28 protein-coding genes and 1 pseudogene are annotated in these 23,296 nt (G+C 70.4%); 14 read left to right on the forward strand and 15 right to left on the reverse strand.

Annotated features, from left to right (window positions below; all coding sequences use genetic code 11):
- Positions 1-65: 65 nt before the first annotated feature.
- Together OVA02_RS00635 and OVA02_RS00640 are read right to left on the reverse strand one after the other, a co-directional pair.
- Positions 66-491 carry a DUF4307 domain-containing protein gene (locus OVA02_RS00635; RefSeq protein ID WP_043595564.1) on the reverse strand — a complete coding sequence of 142 codons (426 nt, stop codon included), beginning with the start codon at positions 489-491 and terminating at the stop codon, positions 66-68.
- A 139-nt stretch (positions 492-630) separates the two neighbouring features.
- The gene (locus OVA02_RS00640) at positions 631-801 is read right to left on the reverse strand and encodes a hypothetical protein (RefSeq protein WP_157489933.1); all 171 of its coding nucleotides are present in this window, start codon (positions 799-801) and stop codon (positions 631-633) included.
- A gap of 355 nt (positions 802-1,156) precedes the next feature.
- Here OVA02_RS00640 and OVA02_RS00645 point away from each other — a divergent pair, with 355 nt between their 5' ends.
- Positions 1,157-1,957 (forward strand): GDSL-type esterase/lipase family protein, encoded by an 801-nt coding sequence (locus tag OVA02_RS00645; protein ID WP_267659004.1) that lies wholly within the window; start codon positions 1,157-1,159, stop codon positions 1,955-1,957.
- On the opposite strand, the gene OVA02_RS00650 is transcribed toward OVA02_RS00645, so the two are convergent.
- Positions 1,954-2,766 (reverse strand): septum formation family protein, encoded by an 813-nt coding sequence (locus tag OVA02_RS00650; protein WP_056049819.1) that lies wholly within the window; start codon positions 2,764-2,766, stop codon positions 1,954-1,956. The two genes, OVA02_RS00645 and OVA02_RS00650, sit on opposite strands and share 4 nt — an antisense overlap.
- 180 nt (positions 2,767-2,946) lie before the next feature.
- Between OVA02_RS00650 and OVA02_RS00655 the strand changes: the two genes are divergently transcribed.
- The 5 genes from OVA02_RS00655 to OVA02_RS00675 all read left to right on the forward strand — a co-directional run bounded on the left by OVA02_RS00655 (position 2,947) and on the right by OVA02_RS00675 (position 5,448).
- On the forward strand, positions 2,947-3,219 hold the full coding sequence (locus OVA02_RS00655) for a hypothetical protein (RefSeq protein WP_071257780.1): 273 nt from the start codon (positions 2,947-2,949) through the stop codon (positions 3,217-3,219).
- 36 nt (positions 3,220-3,255) lie between these two features.
- Positions 3,256-3,684, forward strand: a complete 429-nt coding sequence (locus OVA02_RS00660; protein WP_055976381.1) for a hypothetical protein — start codon at positions 3,256-3,258, stop codon at positions 3,682-3,684.
- A gap of 251 nt (positions 3,685-3,935) precedes the next feature.
- A complete protein-coding gene (locus OVA02_RS00665) occupies positions 3,936-4,445 on the forward strand; it encodes a hypothetical protein (RefSeq protein WP_267659005.1) in 510 nt (169 codons plus the stop codon).
- Complete coding sequence (locus OVA02_RS00670) at positions 4,442-4,978, forward strand: DUF6611 family protein (protein ID WP_055976377.1); 537 nt, start codon at positions 4,442-4,444, stop codon at positions 4,976-4,978. The genes OVA02_RS00665 and OVA02_RS00670 overlap by 4 nt, the downstream gene beginning before the upstream one ends.
- Positions 4,975-5,448: a hypothetical protein gene (locus tag OVA02_RS00675; RefSeq protein ID WP_055976375.1), complete on the forward strand. Its 474-nt coding sequence runs from the start codon at positions 4,975-4,977 to the stop codon at positions 5,446-5,448. The genes OVA02_RS00670 and OVA02_RS00675 overlap by 4 nt, the downstream gene beginning before the upstream one ends.
- Before the next feature lie 54 nt (positions 5,449-5,502).
- Here OVA02_RS00675 and OVA02_RS00680 read toward each other — a convergent pair whose 3' ends face one another.
- From OVA02_RS00680 to OVA02_RS00710, 7 genes and pseudogenes are all read right to left on the reverse strand, one after another.
- Complete coding sequence (locus OVA02_RS00680) at positions 5,503-6,192, reverse strand: response regulator transcription factor (RefSeq protein WP_267659006.1); 690 nt, start codon at positions 6,190-6,192, stop codon at positions 5,503-5,505.
- Positions 6,189-8,691: pseudogene (locus OVA02_RS00685) on the reverse strand (DUF4118 domain-containing protein). Before OVA02_RS00685 ends, OVA02_RS00680 begins: the two are co-directional and overlap by 4 nt.
- Before the next feature lie 4 nt (positions 8,692-8,695).
- Complete coding sequence (gene kdpC, locus OVA02_RS00690; protein WP_267659007.1) at positions 8,696-9,301, reverse strand: potassium-transporting ATPase subunit KdpC; 606 nt, start codon at positions 9,299-9,301, stop codon at positions 8,696-8,698.
- A 31-nt stretch (positions 9,302-9,332) separates the two neighbouring features.
- Complete coding sequence (gene kdpB, locus OVA02_RS00695) at positions 9,333-11,492, reverse strand: potassium-transporting ATPase subunit KdpB (RefSeq protein ID WP_056049831.1); 2,160 nt, start codon at positions 11,490-11,492, stop codon at positions 9,333-9,335.
- A gap of 2 nt (positions 11,493-11,494) precedes the next feature.
- A complete protein-coding gene (gene kdpA / locus OVA02_RS00700) occupies positions 11,495-13,168 on the reverse strand; it encodes a potassium-transporting ATPase subunit KdpA (protein ID WP_200413020.1) in 1,674 nt (557 codons plus the stop codon).
- Positions 13,168-13,257, reverse strand: coding sequence for a K(+)-transporting ATPase subunit F (gene kdpF / locus OVA02_RS00705; RefSeq protein ID WP_071257733.1), 90 nt, complete (start codon positions 13,255-13,257; stop codon positions 13,168-13,170). The genes kdpA and kdpF overlap by 1 nt, the downstream gene beginning before the upstream one ends.
- Positions 13,254-13,394 carry a hypothetical protein gene (locus tag OVA02_RS00710; protein WP_156155567.1) on the reverse strand — a complete coding sequence of 47 codons (141 nt, stop codon included), beginning with the start codon at positions 13,392-13,394 and terminating at the stop codon, positions 13,254-13,256. The genes kdpF and OVA02_RS00710 overlap by 4 nt, the downstream gene beginning before the upstream one ends.
- Before the next feature lie 211 nt (positions 13,395-13,605).
- Here OVA02_RS00710 and OVA02_RS00715 point away from each other — a divergent pair, with 211 nt between their 5' ends.
- The 3 genes from OVA02_RS00715 (at position 13,606) to OVA02_RS00725 (ending at position 17,005) form a co-directional block, all read left to right on the forward strand.
- The gene (locus tag OVA02_RS00715) at positions 13,606-14,916 is read left to right on the forward strand and encodes a cytochrome P450 (protein WP_200413019.1); all 1,311 of its coding nucleotides are present in this window, start codon (positions 13,606-13,608) and stop codon (positions 14,914-14,916) included.
- Between the two features lie 306 nt (positions 14,917-15,222).
- Positions 15,223-15,429, forward strand: coding sequence for a hypothetical protein (locus OVA02_RS00720; RefSeq protein ID WP_173154481.1), 207 nt, complete (start codon positions 15,223-15,225; stop codon positions 15,427-15,429).
- 193 nt (positions 15,430-15,622) lie between these two features.
- Positions 15,623-17,005, forward strand: a complete 1,383-nt coding sequence (locus OVA02_RS00725) for a TrkH family potassium uptake protein (RefSeq protein ID WP_200413018.1) — start codon at positions 15,623-15,625, stop codon at positions 17,003-17,005.
- 161 nt (positions 17,006-17,166) lie between these two features.
- On the opposite strand, the gene OVA02_RS00730 is transcribed toward OVA02_RS00725, so the two are convergent.
- From OVA02_RS00730 to OVA02_RS00745, 4 genes are all read right to left on the reverse strand, one after another.
- Positions 17,167-17,712, reverse strand: coding sequence for a sigma-70 family RNA polymerase sigma factor (locus tag OVA02_RS00730; protein WP_267659008.1), 546 nt, complete (start codon positions 17,710-17,712; stop codon positions 17,167-17,169).
- Between the two features lie 200 nt (positions 17,713-17,912).
- A complete protein-coding gene (locus tag OVA02_RS00735; protein ID WP_200413017.1) occupies positions 17,913-18,251 on the reverse strand; it encodes a hypothetical protein in 339 nt (112 codons plus the stop codon).
- Positions 18,248-18,901, reverse strand: coding sequence for a hypothetical protein (locus OVA02_RS00740; RefSeq protein WP_200413016.1), 654 nt, complete (start codon positions 18,899-18,901; stop codon positions 18,248-18,250). The genes OVA02_RS00735 and OVA02_RS00740 overlap by 4 nt, the downstream gene beginning before the upstream one ends.
- Positions 18,898-19,464, reverse strand: coding sequence for an RNA polymerase sigma factor (locus OVA02_RS00745; protein ID WP_200413015.1), 567 nt, complete (start codon positions 19,462-19,464; stop codon positions 18,898-18,900). Before OVA02_RS00745 ends, OVA02_RS00740 begins: the two co-directional genes overlap by 4 nt.
- Before the next feature lie 217 nt (positions 19,465-19,681).
- On the opposite strand from OVA02_RS00745, the gene OVA02_RS00750 reads away from it, so the two are divergent.
- Genes OVA02_RS00750 through OVA02_RS00760 form a run of 3 tightly spaced genes read left to right on the forward strand, consistent with a single transcriptional unit; the run spans position 19,682 to position 20,405 of the window.
- The gene (locus OVA02_RS00750) at positions 19,682-19,915 is read left to right on the forward strand and encodes a hypothetical protein (RefSeq protein WP_267659009.1); all 234 of its coding nucleotides are present in this window, start codon (positions 19,682-19,684) and stop codon (positions 19,913-19,915) included.
- Positions 19,912-20,193: a hypothetical protein gene (locus tag OVA02_RS00755; RefSeq protein ID WP_159825895.1), complete on the forward strand. Its 282-nt coding sequence runs from the start codon at positions 19,912-19,914 to the stop codon at positions 20,191-20,193. The genes OVA02_RS00750 and OVA02_RS00755 overlap by 4 nt, the downstream gene beginning before the upstream one ends.
- A gap of 14 nt (positions 20,194-20,207) precedes the next feature.
- Positions 20,208-20,405 (forward strand): hypothetical protein, encoded by a 198-nt coding sequence (locus OVA02_RS00760; protein WP_159825896.1) that lies wholly within the window; start codon positions 20,208-20,210, stop codon positions 20,403-20,405.
- Between the two features lie 700 nt (positions 20,406-21,105).
- Here the strand turns inward: OVA02_RS00760 and OVA02_RS00765 are convergent.
- Entirely contained in the window at positions 21,106-21,783 is a 678-nt protein-coding gene (locus OVA02_RS00765; protein WP_267659010.1) for a hypothetical protein, read from the reverse strand.
- Positions 21,784-22,087: 304 nt separating this feature from the next.
- On the opposite strand from OVA02_RS00765, the gene OVA02_RS00770 reads away from it, so the two are divergent.
- Positions 22,088-22,558, forward strand: a complete 471-nt coding sequence (locus OVA02_RS00770; RefSeq protein ID WP_056049983.1) for a universal stress protein — start codon at positions 22,088-22,090, stop codon at positions 22,556-22,558.
- A complete protein-coding gene (locus OVA02_RS00775) occupies positions 22,555-23,295 on the forward strand; it encodes a 2,3-bisphosphoglycerate-dependent phosphoglycerate mutase (RefSeq protein WP_158612880.1) in 741 nt (246 codons plus the stop codon). The genes OVA02_RS00770 and OVA02_RS00775 overlap by 4 nt, the downstream gene beginning before the upstream one ends.
- Position 23,296: the final 1 nt, after the last annotated feature.

The raw sequence follows: 23,296 nt of genomic DNA on the forward strand, positions 1-23,296 counted from the left end.
CCCGCGCCTCCTGCAGGAGGCGCGGGTCGCGTCGTTCGTGGAGGTGCCGGCGGCACCGCGACCGGTCAGGGCACCCAGCAGCGGTAGGCGGAGCCGGTCACGGCACGCTCGCTCGTCACGAGCGAGGTCGTGTAGGTCTGGGTGAACGTGTCGACGGCGGGCAGGTCGACGACTTTCCACCCGACCACCGCGCGGTTCTCGTTCAGCGCCTGCACGGCGCAGGCGACGTCCGTGCCGCCCGCGACGTTGATCGTGTACTGCACCCGGACCGCGTCGTCACCCGCGACGGTGAACCCGTAGTGGCTCACCTCAAGCTCGGCCGAGTCGCCGTCGAAGGCGACGAGCACGACCCAGGCCGCGACCACGACGGCCACGGCGGCGCCCGCGACGAGGGCGATCAGTCGCGATCGACGGGTCCGGCCCGGCCGCCGACCGTACCGACTGTCGAGCCGTGAGGCCGGATCGGCGCGAGCCGGGTCGAGGGTCTGCATGGCGTCAAGGGTAGGAGGCGCCGGCTCGGAACCGCATGGACGCCGCATGCCCACTGTGGTCAGGCCGCGTCGGCCTCGAAGAGCATCGACAGGTCGATGGGTTCGGTGGGGGCGAGTTCGACGTACGTCAGGTCGTCGTTCACAGGAAGAGCCCGTTGCTGAGGAAGAGGGCGGCGACGAGGCTGGCGCTCGCCCCGACGGCCGCCGTGGCGATGACGAACAGGGTCGCCTGGCGTTCGGTCTCGCGGATCTCGGAGAAAGGGCTGCTGCCCGTGTCGGTGCGGCGACGCGACGGTGTGAGGAGTGTCATGGTGTGTCCGTTCTCGGCAGCCCTGTGCTGTCTGCCCGTGATGCTGGTCCTGAGGGGGCCACGACTGGGTCGCGGCCCGCACCGCCCGTGAAGTCGGTACACACGAATGAAACCATGGGTTAGTTAGTCCATCTAGCTACTCGACGAGGCTGTTCGCATTGCGGACAGCGCGTGGCTCCTGCAGCCCTCGTTCGGCCCCTCGGTCGCCCCTCCCGGCCCGGAATCCAGCCGATTCGCACCGACCCTCCCCCAACGGGGGCCTGTCCTCCTTTGGGGGGACCGGCAGACTGTCCCGGGCCTCAGGACGAGGCCGACGGAGGCCGCGCCTCCTGCACTGCAAGGATTGCGAACACACATGCCCCTGGTCGAGACCCCGACCCCCCGCCGACACGGCCGCCTGATCGCGGCGGTGGTCCGGGCCACCGCGCCTCTCTTCCACCTGCACCTCGCGCTCTACCGGCGCGAGGTGGCCCGGGCGCCCTACCCCCGCGACGCCCGCCGCATGACCGTGGACGGCCCCGACCCCGACCGCCTGCTCTTCGTCGGCAGCATCGCCGTCGAGGGATTCGGCGTGCTCGCCCACGACCTGACCTGCGCCAGCCAGACCGCCCGCCTCGTCGGCTCGGCCCGGGGCCGCGGCGTCACCTGGCGCGAGGTCTCGGCACCCGTGCTCACCGCCGCCGAGGCCGCCCGCGTCGAGCTGCCGGCCGAGCCCGCGGAGGCGGCGGTGGTGCTGCTCGGCATCTGTGACGTCCTGCTGGCGACCGGGGGCGCCTCCTGGGAGGCCGACCTCCGCCGTCTCGCCGACCGGGTGCGCGAGACGGCCGGCCCCGACTGCCGCATGGTCTACGTCGGCATCCCGCCGATGGCCGAGTTCCGGCCGATCCCCCCGGTGGCCAAGCGACTGCTGACCCGTCAGATCGAACGGCTGAACGCGCTGACGGCCCGGGTCGCCCTGACCACGCCCGGCGCATCGTGGGTGCCGTTCCCCGAGTGGCGGTCCGAGGGGCTGTACCACCAGGAGCTGTTGTCGTGGGCCACCATGCACCGGCGCTGGGGGCAGGCGATCGCGCCGGCCGTGGTGAGGTCGCTCGGGGGCGTCGCCGCCGCCGAGGCGCGCCACGAGAGCGACCCCGGGCCGGGAGTCCCGGCCTAGACGCCCGAGTCCGCCAGGCTGCCGACGCGGCTCGTGCCGTAGGTGTACACGTAGCAGACGACCGAGCGCTCGCCGTCGTCCCAGCCCTTCTCGGTCGGGGCGAGCACGCCGTAGTCGGCGAGGGACTCGTCGTACGAGGCCCCGACGTAGTCGTCGAAGGCCGCGTCGCAGAGGGCGGCCGCCTCGTCGAGGACCTCGACGCCGCCGGGGAACGCGCCGCCGTCCAGCTCGCTCACCAGGTAGGCCTCCTCGTCGTGAGCCTCGTCGCAGGAGGTCGTCTCGACGTCGCCGGTGCCCTCGCGGCCGAGGTCGCCGACGGTGAAGCAGGTGCCGACGTCGAGCCCGTCCACGCCGGTCACCCCCGAGAAGTCGAGCGGGTAGAGGTAGTCGCCGTAGACCGCGTCCGAACCGAAGTACGTCGTGGGGTCCTCGCCGCCGGAGGTGTAGCCGTCGTCGTAGCCGGCCGAGCCGCCGGCGAGCGTCATCCCGCCGAGCAGGCCGGCCCCGCCGCCGACGATCAGGGCGACGACGGCCGTGCCGACGATCGCGAGGACCCACGGCGTCTTCGAGGGCTGCACCGGCAGGGCGGGGAGGAACGCAGGAGGCGCGGCGTAGGGGTCCTGCGTCGGCCACGGCTGCCAGGGCGCCTGGGCCTGCGGCTGCGGCTGGGAGTGGGAGTGGGGCTGCCAGCCGGACGGCTGCTGCTCGGGCTGCGGCCACCCCTGCTGTTGCGGCTGCTGCTCGGGCTGCGGCCACCCCTGCGGTTGCGGCTGCTGGTCGGGCACGCCCGGCTCGATCGGTGTGCTCACGGTCGTTCCCCTTCGTCGACCGGGCCGTCGGATGGCCGGGTCACGCCGGATCATATCCAGCGCCGGGCACCCCGTTCGACCCCCTGTCCGGGAAGACGACCGTGATCTGGTTGCCCACCCCTTCGGCCTGACCTACACTCGATCCGTTCGAACACACGTTCGAACGTGCAGGAGGACGACATGAGCACCCAGACCACCCACGAGCCCGTCGCGCTGTGGTTCGAGCGCGACCTGCCGGCGCGGCTGGTCTGGTCCTGCCGACGGTGGCGGGTGAGCGACACCCCGACCGAGCTGCGGGTCGAGCCGGCGGTCACGCCCGCCTTCATCACGCACCCGCCCCGTCGCTTCGTCGGCTGGCGCTTCCAGGCCACCGACGACGACGGCACCACCCACATGTTCGAGGTCGTCCTCGGCACCGACGGCGGCTGGGTGCTGGGGCGCGTCTACGACTGACCCGGGACGACGACGGGCGGCTGCGAGGATGACGTCATGACGGACCCCCTGCTCGAACGCATCGAGCGCTACATGGCCAGGTCACCGGTGAGCGAGTCGTCTCGCCTCACCGCCTGGGCCCGGACGCTCGCCCTCGGCGAGCTGGTCCGCGTCCTGAGGACGAACGAGCCCACCGACGTCGGAGTGCAGACCCTCGAGTCGCAGCTGCGATTGGCGGCGACCATCACGCGGGACAGCGGCGGGGACCTCGAGGTCGCGGCCTCGCACCACGATCGCCTCGCTGCCGATCTCACCGCCGTGCAACCGGATGCGGACCAGTACTCTCCCGTCCGCAACGCCGCCCGCGCCCATCGCATGGCGGCGGCCATCTGCCGTGGTGATCACTCGGACCTGCGCCGCTTCGCCTCCCACCCGAGGCACGGGACCGACTACACCGCGGCGCTCCGGTTGCCGTCGACCGACTGACGGTCGGGGCCCCCCGGCAGACCGCGGCCGGGGCCCGGTCGGAGACTCCCTGGGCGGCCCGGATGGCGGCCCGCGTCGAAGGGTGACGAGGTCCTCGCGCACGGGTTGCGTCAGGATGTGGGGCCACGGCGTTCAGATGTCGCAAGGGACTCCGTCTCGCGCGGCTGGGCCGCTTAGGACTGTCTCATGCACTCATCGCCGGCCACCCCTGACACGACCTGCGACCGCCGTGTCGCGCGTCAGGTCCGTTCATGACCCTCACGGACATCCTTCCCTCGATGCGACGGGTGATCGCCGACCCGTTCGTCCCCGACGCCTGGCCGGAACGGACTCGTCCGACCCTGGACGACGTCGTCATCGGCGGGGTGTCCCTCGTCCGCCTGGCGAGCATCTGCGAGACGCCGTGCGTCCACACGGGCGCTGCCCTCGTGCCCCGCTCCGGTGGCCGGGTGTCGACCGTCGACGACGCCACGGCGATCGTCGTCACCGTCAGCAACGTCTGTCGCCACAGCTCCGGTGCGATCGTCGTCCAGGTGGACGCCCGACTGGGTGCGGTGCCCGTCGCCATCGGGGAGCTGCGTCTGATCGGGCGGATCTCGACGGCCCACGACGTGGCCATGGTGATCGGCCTGCAGGACGAGGGGCCCGATCTCGCCGTGGCCGACCTGCCCGGAGACCTTCGCATCGGCGACCTCCTGGCGTTCCCGTGCCCGGGCGACATCACGGTCGGGCGTCTGCGCCGGCACCAGAGCCGACGATGACGACCCCTGGCGCCCTCCCGACGATGCGTCACGCCGTGCACGACGTCGTGGACGGTGCTCATTCGTGGGGCACGCTGGACCAGGCTCCGGCTCGGTCGACGGTCGTGCAGCAGATCACCCTCCGGGTGTTCCGACCGGGAACGAGCCTCCGCGAGAGGAGGCTCCTCCATCTCCGGCAGATCTGGCCCGTCGCCGGGGCGATCTGCTCGGCCGTGTCGCTCCTCGTCCTGGCATCCCGGGTCCCGGCTCCGGTGGCGGCCTCGATCGCTCTGGCCCTCTACGGTCTCGGGTTCCTGTGCCTCGACGTCATGACGACACGGCTCCGGGCCACGGTGCGAGAGCTGACGGCGTCCTCGACGTGCACCCCGGGCGGTCTGGTCGTGCTCGGTGACGCCGCCTGCGTCCGCGCGACGGCTGCGCGGCTCGTCGCCCTCGAGCGGGAATTCGCGTCAGGCCACCTCTCGCTCGAGCGGTACCTCGCGCGCTGGAACGAGGTCTACACCGCGTTGCCGGCGGATTCGAACCGGACATGACGTCGAAGACGTCGGTCCCCGTCGCCACTCGTTTCTACGGAACGGGGCCGCAGTTCGATGCCCTCGCCCTGGAGGTCGACGATTTCTCGGCCGCATCGCGACGCGACTCCCGGGACGCGGGCCGGTTCTTGACCGACGTGTTGGAGACGCAGCTGCGGCACCTCCGACCGGTGAGCCAGATCCTCCTCCTGGAACGCATCCGCGCCTCCGGACGCGTCTCGGGGTCTCACTTCTCGACCCTTCGCGGCGTCTTGTCGCGCACGCGGGCCGTGGCGGCGAACACCCACGGCATGGACGTCTCGACCAACGCGCTGCTCTTGCCGGCCTCTCGAGCCGACGCCCTGTCGGAACCGGACGTGCTCGACCTCGTGCGGCACCGCCCCCTCCAGGCGACGGGCGTCGTCCTCGATCACCACGTCCCCGTTCGGGTCGGACGTCTCAGGGAGTCCCTCAGCGCACCCGTCCTCTGACCGCCATCGTGTACTTCCCTGACGACGGGGGCAGGAGGCGCGTGGCATCCGAGGTCAGCTGCTCGGCTCGTCGGGCACGAAGCGGTAGCCCATGCCCTGCACCGTCTGGAGGTAGCGAGGTTGAGCCGGGACCGCTTCGAGCTTCTTCCGGAGTTGGGAGACGTACAGCCGCAGGTACCCGCCGTCAGTGGTGTGTGCCGGACCCCAGATCCGGGTGAGGATGTCCTCCCGTGTGACGAGACGCCCCGGGTTCCTGACCAGGATCTCGAGGATGCGCCATTCGGTGGGAGTCAGGCGGATCGCCTCGTCCGGTTCGCGGACGACGCTCGTGGCGACGAAGTCGATCCGGATGCCCCCGAACGTCTCGGACGGTTGATCGGGGGTCGGAGTCGTCCGTCGCGTCAGCGCCCGGAGGCGGGCCAACAGCTCGTCCATGGCGAACGGCTTGGTGATGTAGTCGTCTGCGCCGGCATCGAGCGCCTCGACCTTGTCCGCGGCGCCGGCTCGGCCCGAGACGACGAGGACCGGGATGTTGCTCCACCCGCGGAGGCCTTCGATGACGCCGAGCCCGTCGACGTGCGGCATGCCGAGGTCGACCATGACGACGTCGGGATGTTCTTCGACGACGGCGCGGAGCGCCTCGGCTCCGTCGGCGGCGGTGGCGATGTCGTAGCCGACCGCCCCGAGGGTCAGGGTGAGGGCCCGGACGAGCTGCGGATCGTCGTCGGCGATGAGGATCTTCATGCGTGGTCCGTCCCGGTCGTCTGATGAGCCACAGGAAGGGAGACGACCATGCTGAGCCCGCCTCCCGGGGTCTCCTCGGCTCGGAGGGTGCCCCCCATGCCCTCGGTGAAGCCCTTGGAGATGGCGAGTCCCAGCCCGAGGCCGGCGGTGTTGTCGGTGTCGCCGAGGCGCTGGAAGGGAACGAACACCAGGTCCAGGCGTTCGGGACTGATCCCCGGCCCCTGATCGGCGACGCGGATCTCCACGGCGTCCCCGAAGCTGCTGCTGGAGAGACGCACCGGTGTCCCCCCGGGGGCGTACTTGAGGGCGTTGTCGAGCAGGTTCACCAGGACGCGCTGGAGGAGGACCGGGTCGGCGTCGGCCTGGGGAACGTCCTCGCCGATCCGGAGCTCGATGCGTCCGGGGTCGACCTGGAGGTTCGTCCACGGACGCGAAGAGGACGTCGTCGACGTCGACGGGTTGGCGTGACACCGCGAGGGCTCCCGCCTGGACGCGGCTGACGTCCAGGAGGTTCGTGACGAGGGCCGACAGCGCGTCGAGGCTCTCGTGGGCCGTGGTGAGGAGTTCGTCGCGGTCGCGGTCCGCCCAGACGACGTCGTCTTGTTGCAGGCCCGTCACGGCCGCCGTGGCCGAGGCGAGCGGCCGCCGCAGGTCGTGTCCGACGGCGGCGAGCAGTGCCGTGCGGACCTGGTCCACCTGCGCCAGCGGCCCCGCGGAGTCGGCGGTCGCCGACAGGGCCTTGTGTTCCAGGGCCGTCTCGACCTGGGCCGCGATGACCGCGAGGAGGCGCCTCTCGGACGCCGCCATCGGCGGTCCGGTCATCTCGAGGCGCGCACGGGTGCCGACGGGGACGATCGTCGTCTCGTCGCCGGCCCGGGGTGCGCCGAGGGAGTCGACGACGTCACCGTCGACGTCGATGACGGAGACCGTCCGCAGGCGGAAGGCGTCCTGGGTGCGGGACAGGAGCGCGTGGAGCGCGTCCTGGCCGCGGATGACGCCCCCGGCGACGGCCGCGAGCAGTTCGGACTCGGCGACGGCACGCGCCGCCGCCCGGGATCGACGGGCAGCCTGGTCGACCACGTAGCTGACGAGCAGGGCGATGACGACGTAGAGGACGAGGGTCAGGAGGTGCAGCGGCCGGCCGACGGTGATGCTGTCGTAGGGCTCGACGAAGAAGAAGTCCAGCGTCACTCCCGAGAGCACCGCCGCGAAGAGGGCCGGCCAGATCCCGCCGACGAGCGCGACGACCACGACGAGCAGCTGGTAGACGAGCACGTCGCTCGTGAGCGATTCGTCGCTGCGGAACATCACGAGCAGCCAGGTCACGATCGGGCCGAGCACCACGGCGAGACCGCCCCCCAGGAGGCGACGCCGCAGCGTCAGCGCGCCTCCTGCCCGGGGGAGGGTGAACCGGCCGCCGGCGGCGGAGTGGGTCACGATGTGCACGTCGATGTCACCCGATTCGCGGATGACGGTGGCGCCGATCCCCGGGCCCGTCAGGGCTGCGGCGACACGGCTCCGGCGGCTGACGCCGATGACGAGTTGGGAGGCGTTCATCGCCTTCGCGAACTGGACCAGGGCGACGGGGACGTCACCACCGACGACCTGGTGATGGGTGCCGCCGAGTTTCTCCGTCAGGGTGCGCTGCGCCGAGAGAGCACCCGGGTGCGCATCGCGGAGGCCGTCCTGGGCGATGACGTGCACGGTGACGAGCTCGCCCCCGGACGACCGGGCGGCGATGCGGGCGCCACGACGAATGAGGGTCTCGCCCTCCGGCCCGCCGGTGAGGGCGACCACGACCCGCTCCCGCGCCTCCCACTTGCTGTCGATCCCGTTCTCGACCCGGTAGGCCTTCAGGGCGCTGTCGACCTCGTCGGCCAGCCACAGCAGAGCCAGCTCCCGCAACGCCGTCAGGTTGCCGAGGCGGAAGTAGTTCGACAGCGCGGCGTCGATGCGGGCCGCCGGGTAGACGTTCCCCTCGGCGAGACGGTCGCGGAGCGCCTGGGGGGCGAGGTCGACGACCTCGATCTGATCGGCGCTCCGGAGCATGCTGTCGGGGACGGTCTCGCGCTGGGCGGCCCCGGTGATCTTCTCCACCACGTCGTTGAGTGACTCGATGTGCTGGACGTTGACGGTCGAGATGACGTCGATGCCCGCGTCGAGGAGGACCTGGACGTCCTGCCACCGCTTCTGCCGGGCCGAGCCCGGAGCGTTGGTGTGGGCGAGCTCGTCGACGAGGGCGAGGTCGGGTCTCCGGGCGAGGACCGCGTCGACGTCCATCTCCGTCAGCTCGATGCCGCGGTGCAGGGTCGTCGTCCGCGGGACGACCTCGAGATCGCCGAGCATGGACGCCGTGGCCTCGCGGCCGTGGGTCTCGACGACGGCGACGACGACGTCCTTGCCCTCTCGGGCGAGCCGGGTCCCCTCTTCGAGCATGGTGTAGGTCTTGCCGACGCCGGGGGCGGCGCCGAGCAGCACCCGGAGCCGCCCCCGCTTCACGGCCTCAGCGTCCCGTCTCGGCCAGGGCCGCGTTGAGCTCGAGCACGTTCACGGTGGGCTCGCCCAGGTAGCCGAGGTCCCGGCCCTGGGTGTGCTCCTCGACGAGCGCCTCGACGTCCGCGACCGGCAGGTCCCGTGCCGCGGCGACCCGATCGACCTGGATGCGCGCGTACTCGGGGCTGATGTGCGGGTCGAGCCCGGACGCGGAGGCGGTGAGCGCGTCGACGGGGACGTCCTCCGGGGCGACGCCGTCGCTCTCGGCGATCGCCGCCCGTCGCTCCTCGACGGCGGCGACGAGGTCCGGGTTCTCGGGACCGAGGTTGCTGCCGCTCGACGCCGAGGCGTCGTAGCCGTCTCCGGCGGCCGAGGGCCGGGACTGGAACCACTCGGGCAGGGCGACCCCGTCGGCGTCGGTGAACGACTGCCCGATGAGCGACGAGCCGACGGTCCGACCGTCGACCCGGACGGCGGAACCGTCCGCCTCGCCGCCGGGGACGAGCTGGCCGATCCCGGTGACGGCGGCCGTGTAGGCCACGCCGAGGACGGCGGTGAAGACGAGCATCGCGCGAAGGGCGACGCCGTACTGGCGGAACAGGGTGCGGGTGTTCATGGTCTCTCTCTCGTTCGTCGTCTGCGTCGGTTCAGAAGCCGGGGAGCAGGCTGACGATCAGGTCGATGATCTTGATGCCGACGAACGGGGCGACGACGCCGCCGAGTCCGTAGACGAGGAGGTTGCGCGACAGGATCGACGACGCCGACGCCGCCCGGTACTTCACGCCCCGCAGGGCGAGCGGGATGAGCACGACGATCACGAGGGCGTTGAAGACGATCGCCGAGAGGATCGCCGAGGCCGGCGAGGACAGCTGCATGACGTTCAGCAGCCCGAGCCCGGGGAACACCCCGGCGAACATGGCCGGGATGATCGCGAAGTACTTCGCGATGTCGTTGGCGATCGAGAACGTCGTGAGGGCGCCGCGGGTGATGAGCAGCTGCTTGCCGATGCGGACGATGTCGATCAGCTTCGTCGGGTCGCTGTCGAGGTCGACCATGTTGCCGGCCTCCTTCGCGGCCGAGGTGCCCGTGTTCATCGCGACGCCGACGTCGGCCTGGGCCAGCGCGGGGGCGTCGTTGGTGCCGTCGCCGGTCATCGCGACGAGCGCGCCTCCTTCTTGCTCCCGGCGGATGAGGGCGAGCTTGTCCTCCGGGGTGGCCTCGGCGAGGTAGTCGTCGACGCCGGCCTCGGCCGCGATCGCCTTGGCGGTGAGGGGGTTGTCGCCGGTGATCATGACCGTGCGGATGCCCATGCTGCGCAGTTCGGCGAAGCGTTCGCGCAGGCCGGTCTTGACGACGTCCTTGAGGTACACGACGCCGAGGACGCGAGCCTCCGAGGCCGTGGTCTTGATCGCGACGACCAAGGGGGTCCCTCCGGCGTTCGAGATCTCGTCGATGCGGGTCTGCAGTTCGTCGTGCTCGGTGCTGGCGAGACGACGGTCCTCCTCGACCCAGGCGATGACGGAGTTGCCGGCACCCTTGCGGATCTGCGTGCCGTCGGGTAGGTCGAGACCCGACATGCGGGTCTGGGCGGTGAAGGGCACGATCTCACCCGGCTGACCGTCGGCGTCGTGCCACCCCGTCGTCAGGGCGAGGTCGACGATCGACTTGCCCTCGGGGGTCGGGTCGCTGAGCGACGACCGGGCGGCGGCGTCGACGAGTTCGGCCCGGGCGATGCCGTCGAGCGGCGTGAACTCGGCCGCCTGCCGGTTGCCGTAGGTGATGGTGCCGGTCTTGTCGAGCAGCAGCGTGGTGACGTCACCGGCGGCCTCGACCGCGCGGCCCGACATGGCGAGCACGTTGCGCTGCACCAGGCGATCCATGCCCGCGATGCCGATGGCGCTGAGCAGCGCCCCGATCGTCGTGGGGATGAGGCAGACCAGCAGGGCGATGAGCACGGGGATGCTCACCGACGCGTCGCTGTAGGCCGCGATGGGGTTCAACGTCAGGGTCACGACGACGAACACGATCGACAGGCTCGCGAGCAGGATGTTCAGCGCGATCTCGTTCGGGGTCTTCTGGCGGGAGGCGCCCTCGACGAGGCGGATCATGCGGTCGACGAAGGTCTCGCCGGGCTTGCTCGTGATGCGCACGACCACCCGGTCGGACAGCACGCGGGTGCCGCCGGTGACCGCGCTGCGGTCGCCGCCCGACTCGCGGATCACCGGGGCGGACTCGCCCGTGATGGCCGACTCGTCGACGCTGGCGATGCCCCAGACGATGTCGCCGTCGCCGGGGATCAGCTCGCCGGCGGTCACCACGACCGTGTCGCCGAGCGTGAGGTCGGCCGAGGACACCGACTCCGAGGAGGCGCGCTCGGCACCGGCGTCGGACGTCGCGTCGTACGAGACCACGCGCTGGGCGGTGGTGCTGGTGCGGGTCGCCTTGAGGGTCTCGGCCTGTGCCTTGCCGCGACCCTCGGCGACGGACTCGGCGAGGTTCGCGAAGACGACGGTCAGCCAGAGCCAGACCGCGATGGCCCAGGTGAACGAGCCGGGGACGGGCGAGCCGCCCGAGGTCTCGGGACCGGTGAAGAGGCCGGCGATCGCGAGGATCGTCGTGTAGGCGGCACCGACCTCGACGATGAACATGACGGGGTTGTGCCACATCTCGCGCGGGTCGAGTTTGCGGAGCGCGCCGGGCAGGGCCGCGACGAGCTGGGCGGCGCCGAACGCGCCTCCTCGGTTCGTCGGGGTCTGGTCACCCTCGCGCTCGTGGTCGGTGGTCGGTGTGTCGGTGGTGATGGACATGGTCACTTCAGCCCTTCGGCGAGCGGTCCCAGTGCGAGGACGGGGAAGTAGGTCAGCGCGGTGATGATCACCGAGACGCCGGTGAGCAGGCCCACGAACTGCGGGCGGTGGGTGGGCAGGGTCCCGGCGGTGGCGGGGACCCTGTCCTGTGCGGCGAAGGAGCCGGCGAGGGCGAGCACGAGCACGATCGGGAGGAAACGGCCGAGCAGCATCGCGACACCGAGGGTGGTGTTGAACCAGGGGGTGTTCGCCGTGAGGCCGGCGAAGGCGGAGCCGTTGTTGTTCGCGGCGGAGGTGAAGGCGTAGAGCACCTCGCTGAAGCCGTGCAGGCCCGGGTTCCAGATCGACGTGCCCTCGACGTCGGCACGCACCGCGGGGATCGCGAAGCTCAGCGCCGTGAAGGCGAGGACGATGGTCGGCGTGACCAGGATGTAGAGGCTGGCGAGCTTGATCTCGCGCGGCCCGATCTTCTTGCCGAGGTACTCCGGGGTGCGGCCGACGAGCAGGCCCGCGATGAACACCGTGATGACGGCCAGGACGAGCATCCCGTAGAGGCCTGATCCGACGCCGCCGGGGGCGATCTCGCCGAGCATCATGTTGATCATCGGCATCATGCCGCCGAGGGCGGTGTACGAGTCGTGCATCGAGTTCACCGCCCCCGTCGACGTCAGGGTCGAGGTGGAACCGAACAGGGTCGATCCCCAGATGCCGAACCGCGCCTCCTTGCCTTCCATCGCGCCTCCGGCGAGCTGGGTGGCGGTGCCGGCACCGCGGAGCTCGAACCAGGTCATGGCGGTCAGCGAGACGGCGAAGATCGTCGTCATGACGGCGGCGATCGCGACGCCCTGCTTCGTCGAGCCGACCATGCGGCCGAAGGTGCGCGGCAGCGAGAACGGGATGACGAGCATCATGAGGATCTCGAACAGGCTCGTCCACGGCGTGGGGTTCTCGAAGGGGTGGGAGCTGTTGGCGTTGAAGAAGCCGCCACCGTTGGTGCCGAGCATCTTGATCGCCTCCTGCGAGGCGACGGGCCCGCCGGGGATCGTCGCGGTCCCTCCGGTGAGGGTCGTGACGTCGGTGAACCCGGCGACGTTCTGGACGACCCCACCCGCGACGAGCACGAAGGCCGCGACGACGGCCAGGGGGAGCAGCAGGCGGACGAGCGTGCGTGTCAGGTCGACCCAGAAGTTGCCCAGCGTGCCGCTCTTCGCGCGGGCGAGCCCTCGGATGACGGCCACGGCGACCACGATCCCGACGGCCGCGGAGACGAAGTTCTGGACGGCGAGTCCGCCGAGCTGCACCGCGTACCCGAGGGTCACGTCGGGCGAGTACGACTGCCAGTTGGTGTTCGTGACGAAGGAGGCCGCGGTGTTGAACGACAGGCCCTCGGGGACGGCGGGGAAGCCGAGCGAGTAGGGCAGGAACGCCTGGAGGCGTTGGATCGCGTAGACGAACAGCACGCCGACGACGGAGAAGCTGAGGACCCCGCGCAGGTAGGCGGGCCAGGTCTGTTCCGCCGCGGAGTCGACGCCGATGAGGCGGTAGAAGCCACGCTCGACGCGGGCGTCCTTCGCCGTCGTGAAGATCCGCGCCATGTAGTCACCCAAGGGGCGGTACACGACGACGAGGACGACGACGACCGTGAGGATCTGGAGGATGCCGAACAGCGCGTCCATCAGAAGCGCTCGGGCTTCACGAGGGCGTACACGAGGTACGCCAGGGCGGCCACGGCGAGGACGGCGGCTCCGATGCTGAAGACGATCACAGCTTCTCGACCCCCTTCGCGACGAGGGACACCACTGCGAACACAGCGATGACGGCGAGCACGTACACGATGTCGAGCACTACGACTCCAAGGAGGACGATCGACGGGCCGGACGGCCCGGTGCCCGTCGTGGGCACAGCGAGTCAGTAGACACCTCGCCGCAGCGCCGATCGCGGGCCCTTACGACTTCCCTACGCCGAACGCCGTCTTCCTCACGGACACCACACGCCCACCACACGCCCACCGGGGCCGGGAGGCGAGGCGGCGACGACGACGCTCCCGGCGGACGGCCGTGACCTCGGCGAGATCGCCTGGTCGCGAATGCGCGAGCGCTGGCACGATGGCCGCATGTTCCCCTCCACACCCAGGACGAACCCGCTTCGCGACGACTCGATCGCCCTGCTCACCCGGGGTTACGGTTTCGGTGCGCGCCTCTGGGAGCGAACGCGGACGGGCGCCCGGGCCGTGCCTCTCCGCCTGCTCGGGCGGGAGGCGCTGCTGGTCCGGGGCGCCGAGGCCGTCGAGCTCTTCTACGACGAACGGCAGATCGCTCGGCACGGGGCCATGCCCGCGATCGTCCAGCAGACGCTCTTCGGCACCGGGTCCGTGCACAGCCTCGACGGAGCGGAACACCGGCACCGCAAAGCGACGTTCCTCGACGTCGCGTACGAGGACGACCAGGTCGCCCGGCTGACGCCCCTGCTCGAACGGGAGTGGCGGCACGAGATCGATGCCTGGCTGTCCGGGGGTCGACGCTCCGCCTACGATGCGGCCGTCGGGGCGTTCGGTCGCGCGAGCATGAGGTGGGCGGGCCTGCCGGGAACCCCGGAGGCGCGGACCCGCTGGTCGGCCCGCCTCGCGCAGATCGTCGACGGCTTCGGTGTGCCGTACTCCCCCGAGTACCTGCTGGCAGCGGTGAACCGTGCCTGGTCCGATCGGCACGCTCGCCGCCTCGTCGAGGCGGTTCGCGCCGGCGCTCTCGCGCCTGGGGAAGGCACGGCCCTCGACGAGTGGGCTCGGCACCGGGACCCCGAGGGCGAGCTGCTGCCCGCGAAGCTGGCGGGGATCGAGCTGCAGAACAGCGTCCGCCCGATGATCGCGGTGGCCCGCTTCGTCGCGTTCGCCGCGAAGGCACTGCACGACCACCCCGAGTGGCGAGAGCGGATCGCCGAGGAAGCCACCGACCGTGGAACGTCGACCGGTGGGCCGCTCGCCGTCGCGTTCGCGCAGGAGGTCCGGCGGACCGCGCCGTTCGTCCCGATGCTGCCCGGCTGGGCGCGCCACGACGTCGAGATCGACGCACGGGAGCTCCCCGCCGGCGGGCGGGTCCTGCTCGACATCCTCGGCACCGACACGGATGACGCCTCCTGGAACCGCGCCTCCGAGTTCGATCCGGACCGTTTCGTGGGCGTCGACGACTACGAGGCGATCTCGACGTTCATCCCTCACGGTGGCGGGGACCCCGCGGGCGGACACCGATGCCCCGGCGAGAAGCTCGCCATCGCCGGCCTCGCCGCCGCCGTCTCGGCGCTCAGCGACCCTCGCCTGGCGATCCTCGACGACGGGCTCGACGTCGACCGGCGACGGCTGCCGACGAAACCGTCGTCCGGCGGCCGGGTCCGCGCAGCCGGAGCGCCATCCCGGTGCCCGTTCCACTGACGTCACCGCGACGCGATCGGCCCTACCTCCGAGCGGGGGTTCTCGGCAACCCCTCTCCGCGCATCCGGCCCCGGGCATAGACACGATCCATGCCGATCCCCACCCGCGGTTTCGCTCACCTCGTCGCCTTCGTCCTGCTCGTCGCCGTCACGGGACGAGCCGACTCCGTCGCCGGTCACGTGCGACATCGGCTCGCCCACGAGGCCGCTGCCACCCACCACTCTCGTGGCGCCCGGGCGCCATCGAGATCCGAGAGGCGACCACGATGATCGAGCAACCCCTGCCGCCGGCCGTCTCCCCCGCGCCATGCCCATGATCTTGCTCGACCCGATCGCCGAGGGCACCTGGCGCGTCCTCGACTACCGGAACGGGAAGACCGGGATCGACGTCCTCGTCGGCTTCGTGCAGAGGGTGACGGACGCCTACGCGGTGACCGATCTCTCGCAGCCCGACGAACAGCGCCTCTGTCACACCCTCGTCGAAGTCCAGGAGCTGTTCGGGGCGGAGGGGTGAGGAAGAACGCTGCGACGAACGACTCACGGAGCCGGAGCGTGACGGCGCGCGGAGCGGCTTCTTCCCGGCAGGTCGCCGGCACCTCGGAGGACACACCGTAGCGCGGTCGGCCTCGCGGACTCTCTCCGCGTTCCTCCGTTCGGCGCCGGTCGACATTGCGGGGCGGCGGGCGAAGTGTCTTACTGTGGGGCCGGTGACGACGCAGACGAAGAGCACCGCCGCTCCTGCCCGGATCGCTGCCTTCTCGCAGGGTGTCCTGCGCCGCTCGCCTGCACTGGTCGCGCTGGGGATCTTCCTCGGCGTCGTCCTGCTCTTCTCCGCCCTGCTGGCACTCCCCGTCGCGACGGCCGACGGCACGAGGACCCCGCTGCACGACGCGGTCTTCACCGCGGTGTCCGCGATGACCGTCACCGGGCTCGTGACCGTCGACACGGCGACCCACTGGTCCTTCTTCGGCCAGGTCGTCATCCTCGCCGGGGTCCAGGTCGGCGGCCTCGGCATCGTGACCATCGCGCTCCTGTTGTCGCGGGCCGTCACGCACAAGCTCGGCGTACGCGGGCGGATCATGGCCCAGCAAGGCATCGGCACCAGCAAGCTCGGCGAGGTCCAGTCCCTGCTCAAGATCGTCGTACTCACCACGGTCGTCGTGGAGGCGGCTCTCGCGCTCGTGCTCGTGCCCGCGTTCATCGTGCGGGAAGGGTCGTTCGTCTCGGGCACGTGGCACGGTGTCTTCTACGCGGTCTCGGCCTTCAACAATGCCGGCTTCGTCACCCACGCCGACGGCCTCGAACAGTTCGCCACCGACCCGGCCATCATCGTCCCTCTCATGGTCGGAGTGTTCGTGGGCAGCCTGGGCTTCCCCGTCTTCATGGTTCTCATGGTGCACAAGACCCACCTGCGACGCTGGAACCTCCACACGAAGCTGACCGTGACGGTCACCACCGGGCTCCTGATCGTGGGAGCTGCGGTGTGGACGCTCCTCGAGTGGAGCAACACGGCGACCATCGGCGACCTCCCGGCGGGCGAGAAGCTGGTCCACGGGCTCTTCGCCTCGACCATGATGCGCAGCGGCGGCTTCGCGCTCGTCGACACCGGCGCCTCCCACCCCATCACCCTGCTGGCCACCGACGCCCTCATGTTCGTCGGCGGCGGGTCCGCCTCCACGGCGGGCGGCATCAAGGTCACGACCATCGCCCTGCTGTTCCTCGCGATCGCCGCCGAGGGCAAGGGCGACAAGAACGTCCGCGTGTTCCGCCGCACCGTCCCCGAGGCAGCTCTCCGCGTCGCGATCAGCGTCATCTTCCTCGGCGCCACCCTCGTCCTCGCCGCGACCGCACTCATCATGACCGTCAGCGACGAACCCCTCGACCGCATCCTCTTCGAGGTGATCTCCGCCTTCGCCACCTGCGGCCTCAGCGTCGGACTCAGCCAAGAGCTCGACCCGTTCGGGAAGTACGTCCTCGCCGCCCTCATGTTCGCCGGCCGGGTCGGACCCATCGGCCTCGCGTCGGCACTCGCCGTCCGACGCCGCACCCTGCTCTACGACTACCCGGAAGACCGCCCCGTCATCGGGTGACACGGGCGTCGACGGGCAGCGCGGGGAAGACAAGCTCCACGGGTGATTCCGGGACGGGCGCTGCTGCGGGCAGAACGCCCGTGCTGAGGAGGTGACCTGTCGAGGTGCTTCGTCGAGAGGCGGATGCCCGTGCGTCGGCCCGGACGGATGGCCCGAAGGCCCTATCCGTCGACGTGCTTCCGGAGGGCGACGAGCGCGTCCCGGATGCGGGTCTTCATCGTCCCGATCGGGACGCCGGCGCGAACGGCTGCTTCGGACCGGGTGAAGCCGCCGTAGTACGTCAGCTCGAAGGCCTCGCGGTGCGCAACGGTGAGGGTTCGCATGGCCCTCGCGACCCGGTGGTGTTCGACCGAGATCTCGGCCTCTTCGGCGACGTCGTCTCGGCTGGGTTCATGGTCGCGGATGCCCACGGCGACGTCGCGGTCCCGTCCGGCCTGAGAAGACCGCACGCGGTCGATCGCACGGCGGCGCGCGCGCATCAGCAGCCACCCCACCGCCGTGCCCTCGGTGGGGTCGAACAGGGGCGCGTCCTGCCAGGCGGCGAGGAACACCTCTTGGGTGACCTCTTCGGACTGCGCCGGATCGACCAGGATGCGGCGCACGAGCCCGAGGACCCGGGACACGGTGCAGTCGTAGAAGACAGCGAAGGCCCGCTCGTTGCCTTCACCGACGAGGGCGAGGAGTTCGTCGCCTGATCGTCGGGTCACGGCTGGCAGCGCAGGTGCAAGAGACACGGGGGAGCCATTCGTTCGGAAGGGGTACAGGAGGGATGCTCCCCCAGGCATTCGGCCACTGTATGCGGGTGCACCATGCGTGGTACCCCCAGTCCGGGACGCCCGTGCGTGGCCTTCGTCATCTGGCGGCACGGTGAGAGCAGGCGCGGCGACCCCTTGGTCGCCGCCCTCGGTCAGTCCACGCGGGCGATGCGGACGTCGACCCGCCTGACTGCCGTGCCCGCTCGGCCCAGCCTCTCCAGGAGGGCGTCGTGGACGCGGTGGGCGACGTCGGGCGAGATGCTGTCGGCATCGGTGGCGATGGTGAGGGCGACGACGCCGTCGTCGCCGATCTCGACCCGAGGAGGCGGGGGCGGTGTGCTCGGGTCGGGCGTCAGCCGGGCAGCCAGGAGAGCGGGCAGGGTCGCCCGCGGCTGGTAGATGTGAGCCACACCAGGAATTGCCTCGACGAGCTCCTCGAGTTCGAGGGCGAGTGCGTCACGGGCGGTGTCGTCGAGGTCGTGGCTGGTCATCGTTCTTCCTCCGGGACGGGGGCTGCGCCGTCCGTGCGGATCGTGACGTCGATGCTCTCGACGTTCATCTCCGTGTGCGTCCGCAGCGCCTCCTCGACGGCCGAGCACACTGCGTCCGTCACGGCCTCCGCCGTCGCGCCGTGGTCACGGACGATGCGTGCCCACACACGGACGACGACCGGGGCACCGGGCGTGGTGACGTCACCCTCGAGCGTGCACCTCCCGATGAGGACACCGTCGACGGTGTCGCCGGCGCGGCGGACGATGCTGCGGACGGCTCCCTCGGTGATGACGGAGTTCTCGGTCTCCTTCAGCGGCGGGAGGGGGATGTCCCGGCCGGCGTGCGCTTCGAGGCTGATGTTGGTGATGATCTCGGTGATCCAGTCGTCTTCGCGCGCGTCCTCGTCGAGCGCGTCGGCCTCGAGCGCTCCGTGGGACAGCATGCGCACCCTCGTCAGGGCATCGAGGACGTTCTGGCAAGCCGGTGAGTCGTCGATCGTCGGGTCCGCCGGGGTCATCCCGGCATCGAGGTAGTCGGCGAGCTCGTCGATGGTGTGCCCGTCGAGCCGGTCGGGCTCGAGCGACAGTGTCTCGACGTCGTCGCCGCTGACACCCGCGGCCTCGAGGTCGTCGGGAAGATCGGTGGTCATCGCCATCCCTCCATCTCGCTGATCATGTTCTTGCGCGCCCGGGAGAGGAGCCCCCGGACCGTGGACACGGGAAGACCCAAGTCGTCCGCGATCTCGTCGTAGGACTGCCCGACCATCTCCTTCAGGATCCACGCCCGCCGTTGAGGGGCGGGCATCGCCTCCAACGCCAGGGTCAGCGCGTGTTCCCGCGACCGGGCCTCGACGACACGGTGCGGCGTCTCGTGCTCGGGTCCCTCGGAGTCGTGGTCGGCGATGTCGTCGTGGTCACGCCTGGCCCTGATCCTGTCCACGCACCGCCTGCTGACGATGCGCATCAACCAGCTCTTGACCTTCGAGGGGTCCTCGATCGAGGGCAGCTGCTTCCACGCCGCGACGAAGGTCTCCTGGACGACGTCGTCGACGTCGTCGGAACGACCGAGGACCCGCCGCGCGTAGGAACGCATCAACGGCCCGTACCGACGAACCAGGACCTCGAACGCCCGGACGTCACCGTGCCCGGCACGCTCGACGAGGGTGTGGTCGTCGGCGTCCGCGAGGTCGACACGGCGCGGCTGATCGGACACCCGTCAGTTCTACCCGGTCCGCGGCTCCCCGTGCCGGCAGAGAAGCGTCCGTGAGCGGGGCGAATCGCTCCCCACCACGACTCGGCCGAAATTCGTCGACGCCCGGCGTGACGAATCGCACACTCGTTGCGACCTAGTAGTGACGCGCTCCTGCTGCCCCTCGACCCGACGAGAAGCATGCGCGCTCCCCACCCGACTTGAATGAGGAACGACACCCGTGACCCTGCTCGCGCCCGCACCCACGATCCGCCCTGCCGCGCCCACCCTCACCGAGGCCGAGCCCGGCTTCTGGGTCGCCAGTACCGGCGGCGCCTTCGCCTGCACCATCGACCACCACGGCGAGCACTTCTACGTACGCGACTGCTTCAGCCAGTACCTCGGCGACTACGGCGACCTCGCCACAGCAGCCGCCCGCCTCCGCACCGACGCCAGCGTGCGAGACGCCGCGTGACGACCACACTCCCCCCGAGGGCGGCCGGCACCGGCACCTCCCCGGTGACTTGGCACGAGACGGGCCCCGGCATGTGGACGAGCCGCACCGGCAAGGACATCGCCGGCGCCGTACAGCTCGTCGGGACCTTCATCACCACGAACGCCCGCGGCGACGTGGTCGGGACGTTCGACACCCTCCCCCAGGCGCAAGCAGCCCTCGTCGCACCGCCCACCCCCTCTGGTCGGCCGCGCCCACTCGGCCGACACCGCCTCCTGCCGTGGTCTCGCCGTTGGTGATCACGACACACCTCGTGGCTGACCACGCACGCGAGCCGCGGCGCTCACCTGGTCACCAGGCCCGTAGGTACGACTCGCTGCCCGACGTTCCGCCGGCACTGATCGTCACCTATGCCCGCCGAGAGCAGCGCCGCCGCCTCTTCCCCGTCCCGATGGGGCCCACCTACGCCGACTTCTTCCTCGAGGACACGACCCGCCATGCGACTGCCTGACCCGAACATCGCTCTCACCGCCCCGATCGCCCCCTCCACCCGGCCGCCTCTGCCTGACACGGAGCAAGTGGACATGGAGCCCCTGCTCGCCGACCGTGACCGCCCCTGACCCCCACCCGCCCGGAGCACGCCCGGCCCCGATCTCGCTGCAACGCCTCCCCCACCACGAACTCGTCTCCTACCTCAAACGGCAACTCGCCGTCCCGCTCCCCGGCGAGACCTGCGACTCGCCGACCACGATTCCAGGGGTCACAGGCAATGTAGAAGGCACCGTCGCAAGCTCGTGAGCCACCGCGGGGGCCGCGCATCTCGACATACCGGGCGCTGCCGCCGCGCCTGCTGCTTAACCCTTTTTGAATCGAGGATTGGCGCCTCTAGTCGTCTTCACCCGTGCACGACGCACCCGCAGTCCCTAGCTGCGGCCGAGGTGAAGACCCCGCGAAGCAACGCTGCTTCGCCCCGCTGGGGTGTCGTGGCCCGAACCACGACGCCCCGGCGATACCCCGACTCGAACGGCAAGAAGAACCGAACGGCGCGAACGAGGCAATCAACGGGGCCAGCAAATCAAAGGCATGAATGTCCGACTCGTGCCAGACGAGCATTCAGGCTTGCGCCGGTGAACGATCCCCTATCGGGCGGCCGTCGAAAATGCAGAACATCTGAATTGAACGTAATTGCGTTCTGTGCGGGCAGGATGAGGCTAGCTGTAGGCGCGGAAGTAGAGACGTTGGGGCCGGAATGGCAGCCTCGGCCCCGGAATCGGCCCTGAGAAGTAGTCACCGTGTTCGTCGAGCAAGGTGACGCCTCGCCACGTGCGTCTGATGCTGCCGGCGTAGAGCACGACCTGTTCCATCAGGTCCTTCGCTGCCGCCATGCCGTCATCGTCAGTGCGTCCGGCACCGAAGGTCCACCAGTGAAGCTGCGAGCCCTCGACCACAACATTGCCGTCATGCCGCACGTGAACGGAGAAGGGCAAAGCGGAACCCCGGTCAGGAACCACCCGCACCTCCAGGTCGAACTCAGCGACGGGAGCGTGGACCGTCACCCGGCCGTGAGTGCCGACGAGCGCCTCGATCCAGCCTGGCAGGCCCTCTGGGGCGGTCTTGTCGATGGTCATCCTCAGCTGCCGTCGTTCGAGCAGACTGAATGCCCGGCCGACACCGGCTACGTTCCACTCGAGCTCTAGTCTTCGGCCGCCGGCGAATTCGACGACGATCCATTGCTCACCGATGAATGACAGTCCGGGGACTTCCAGAAACGGCAGGCGATCCGTGTCGGGATCGAGCAGGGACGCGGAGACGTGGTCCGTCCCGAACGTCCTCCTGGCTGCGTCGGTCAGCCGCCCGAATGTGGCTTCGTGATGGGGCGGGATCGGCACGACCTCAGTATGCCGATTCCCGATAGAGACGGCGAGGGCGCTTGACCGAAACTCCAAGTAGAGAGCAAGACCCTACGTCTGCTCAGCTCCCGGTGAACGATCCCCTATCAGGACAGGCCACCACACCCTTTTCTTGGTCTAAAAGAATGTTGTATCAGCAGGTGCAGCTTGGTCGGATCAGTGCTTGACTGAGCCTGGCGGAGACGCCACGGCGGTGGGGCTCGCCGTCACCAACCTCGACTCAGGTCGACAACAGTCCCTATCTCATCCACTGGCGTGCCCAGGAACCGAGATAGGAGACCAGATGACCACCGACACCATCGTCGTCGGAGCTCATACCCGGACGGCCGACACCGTTCTCTCGAACGCCGCCCGGTTCGCGGCCCGGCTGTCGGCACAACTCGTCGTCGTGCAGGTCGACGACTCCCGCGTCCCCGCTGACCCCGACGACGCCAGCGGCCGAGGGGCGACCGTTCCCCTCGACCCAGACGAGTACGACGACGTCGCCGCCGACAGATCTGCCCTCGAGGCGACGGCAGCCCGGCTCCGCACCGACGCGCAGATCACGGTCGACGTCCGTGTCCTCGCCGGTGACCCCGCTAAGGCGTTGGCCCGCGTCGCCGCCGACACGCACGCCGTGATGATCGTCGTCGGATCCTCGAACGGTCTCGCCGCGGGCCTGAAGGCTGCACTGCACGGGTCCACGGCATCGTTCCTCATGCACCATCAACCCGTGCCGGTGCTCGTGGTGCCGGTCTCGAAGGCCCGGCCGTGACGACCCGGATCGCCCTCGTGCGACACGGCCAGAGCCAGGCCAATGCCGACGGGCTGTTCACAGGCATCACCGACTCACCCCTCACGACCGGAGGCCGTGAAGAAGCCCGCCGTGCTGCACACCTGCTCGACGAGACGGGTTTCCGCCCGGCATCGATCCTGTGCTCACCGCTGGCCCGTGCGACCGAGACTGCCTGCATCATGGTGTCCGAGAACCAGTGGACCGTGCCCGCCACCGTCGACGTGCGACTCCGGGAACGCGACTACGGCGACCTGACCGGACGGACGAAGGCGGATGTTCGCCGCTCAGCCGGCGAGGAGGACTTCACCCTGTGGCGGCGCTCACTGGACATCCCGCCCCCGCCGTCCTCCGACGCGCAGTTCGCGAAGCTGTGGGCTCAGGACGCCCTTCGTCAGGTGGATCCCTCGAACCGCACCCGGGCCGAGAGCCTGCTCGACGTCATCGTCCGGGTCCGCCCCGTCGCCGAGGCGGTCAAGGCCGGTGCCCCCGGCGGCACCGTGCTCGTGGTGGGCCACGGCAACAGCCTCCGCGCACTCTGCCTGTTGCTCGACGCGCTCACCCCACTCGAGGTCGCCGCGCTCAACATCCCGACCGGCCACCCCCTGATCTACGACCTCGCCTCCGACGGGCATCCGCTGACGCGGGGCGGCACGTATCTCGACCCGGCCGCAGCGGCCCTCGCCGCCGCGGTCATCACCCACGAAGGAGGAACCTGAC

It is taken from the genome of Frigoribacterium sp. SL97, assembly GCF_026625765.1.
Taxonomy (GTDB): domain Bacteria; phylum Actinomycetota; class Actinomycetes; order Actinomycetales; family Microbacteriaceae; genus Frigoribacterium.

Excerpts from the sequence above, each read along its gene's own strand:
- kdpB (WP_056049831.1), bottom strand. The coding sequence starts at position 11,492 with ATGTCCATCACCACCGACACACCGACCACCGACCACGAGCGCGAGGGT.
- kdpA (WP_200413020.1), bottom strand. The coding sequence starts at position 13,168 with ATGGACGCGCTGTTCGGCATCCTCCAGATCCTCACGGTCGTCGTCGTC.
- OVA02_RS00720 (WP_173154481.1), top strand. The coding sequence starts at position 15,223 with ATGCCCATGATCTTGCTCGACCCGATCGCCGAGGGCACCTGGCGCGTC.
- OVA02_RS00740 (WP_200413016.1), bottom strand. The coding sequence starts at position 18,901 with ATGACCACCGATCTTCCCGACGACCTCGAGGCCGCGGGTGTCAGCGGC.
- kdpC (WP_267659007.1), bottom strand. The coding sequence starts at position 9,301 with ATGAACACCCGCACCCTGTTCCGCCAGTACGGCGTCGCCCTTCGCGCG.
- OVA02_RS00655 (WP_071257780.1), top strand. The coding sequence starts at position 2,947 with ATGAGCACCCAGACCACCCACGAGCCCGTCGCGCTGTGGTTCGAGCGC.
- OVA02_RS00670 (WP_055976377.1), top strand. The coding sequence starts at position 4,442 with ATGACGACCCCTGGCGCCCTCCCGACGATGCGTCACGCCGTGCACGAC.
- OVA02_RS00645 (WP_267659004.1), top strand. The coding sequence starts at position 1,157 with ATGCCCCTGGTCGAGACCCCGACCCCCCGCCGACACGGCCGCCTGATC.
- OVA02_RS00680 (WP_267659006.1), bottom strand. The coding sequence starts at position 6,192 with ATGAAGATCCTCATCGCCGACGACGATCCGCAGCTCGTCCGGGCCCTC.
- OVA02_RS00660 (WP_055976381.1), top strand. The coding sequence starts at position 3,256 with ATGACGGACCCCCTGCTCGAACGCATCGAGCGCTACATGGCCAGGTCA.
- OVA02_RS00735 (WP_200413017.1), bottom strand. The coding sequence starts at position 18,251 with ATGACCAGCCACGACCTCGACGACACCGCCCGTGACGCACTCGCCCTC.
- OVA02_RS00675 (WP_055976375.1), top strand. The coding sequence starts at position 4,975 with ATGACGTCGAAGACGTCGGTCCCCGTCGCCACTCGTTTCTACGGAACG.
- OVA02_RS00715 (WP_200413019.1), top strand. The coding sequence starts at position 13,606 with ATGTTCCCCTCCACACCCAGGACGAACCCGCTTCGCGACGACTCGATC.
- OVA02_RS00635 (WP_043595564.1), bottom strand. The coding sequence starts at position 491 with ATGCAGACCCTCGACCCGGCTCGCGCCGATCCGGCCTCACGGCTCGAC.
- OVA02_RS00770 (WP_056049983.1), top strand. The coding sequence starts at position 22,088 with ATGACCACCGACACCATCGTCGTCGGAGCTCATACCCGGACGGCCGAC.
- OVA02_RS00665 (WP_267659005.1), top strand. The coding sequence starts at position 3,936 with ATGACCCTCACGGACATCCTTCCCTCGATGCGACGGGTGATCGCCGAC.
- OVA02_RS00640 (WP_157489933.1), bottom strand. The coding sequence starts at position 801 with ATGACACTCCTCACACCGTCGCGTCGCCGCACCGACACGGGCAGCAGC.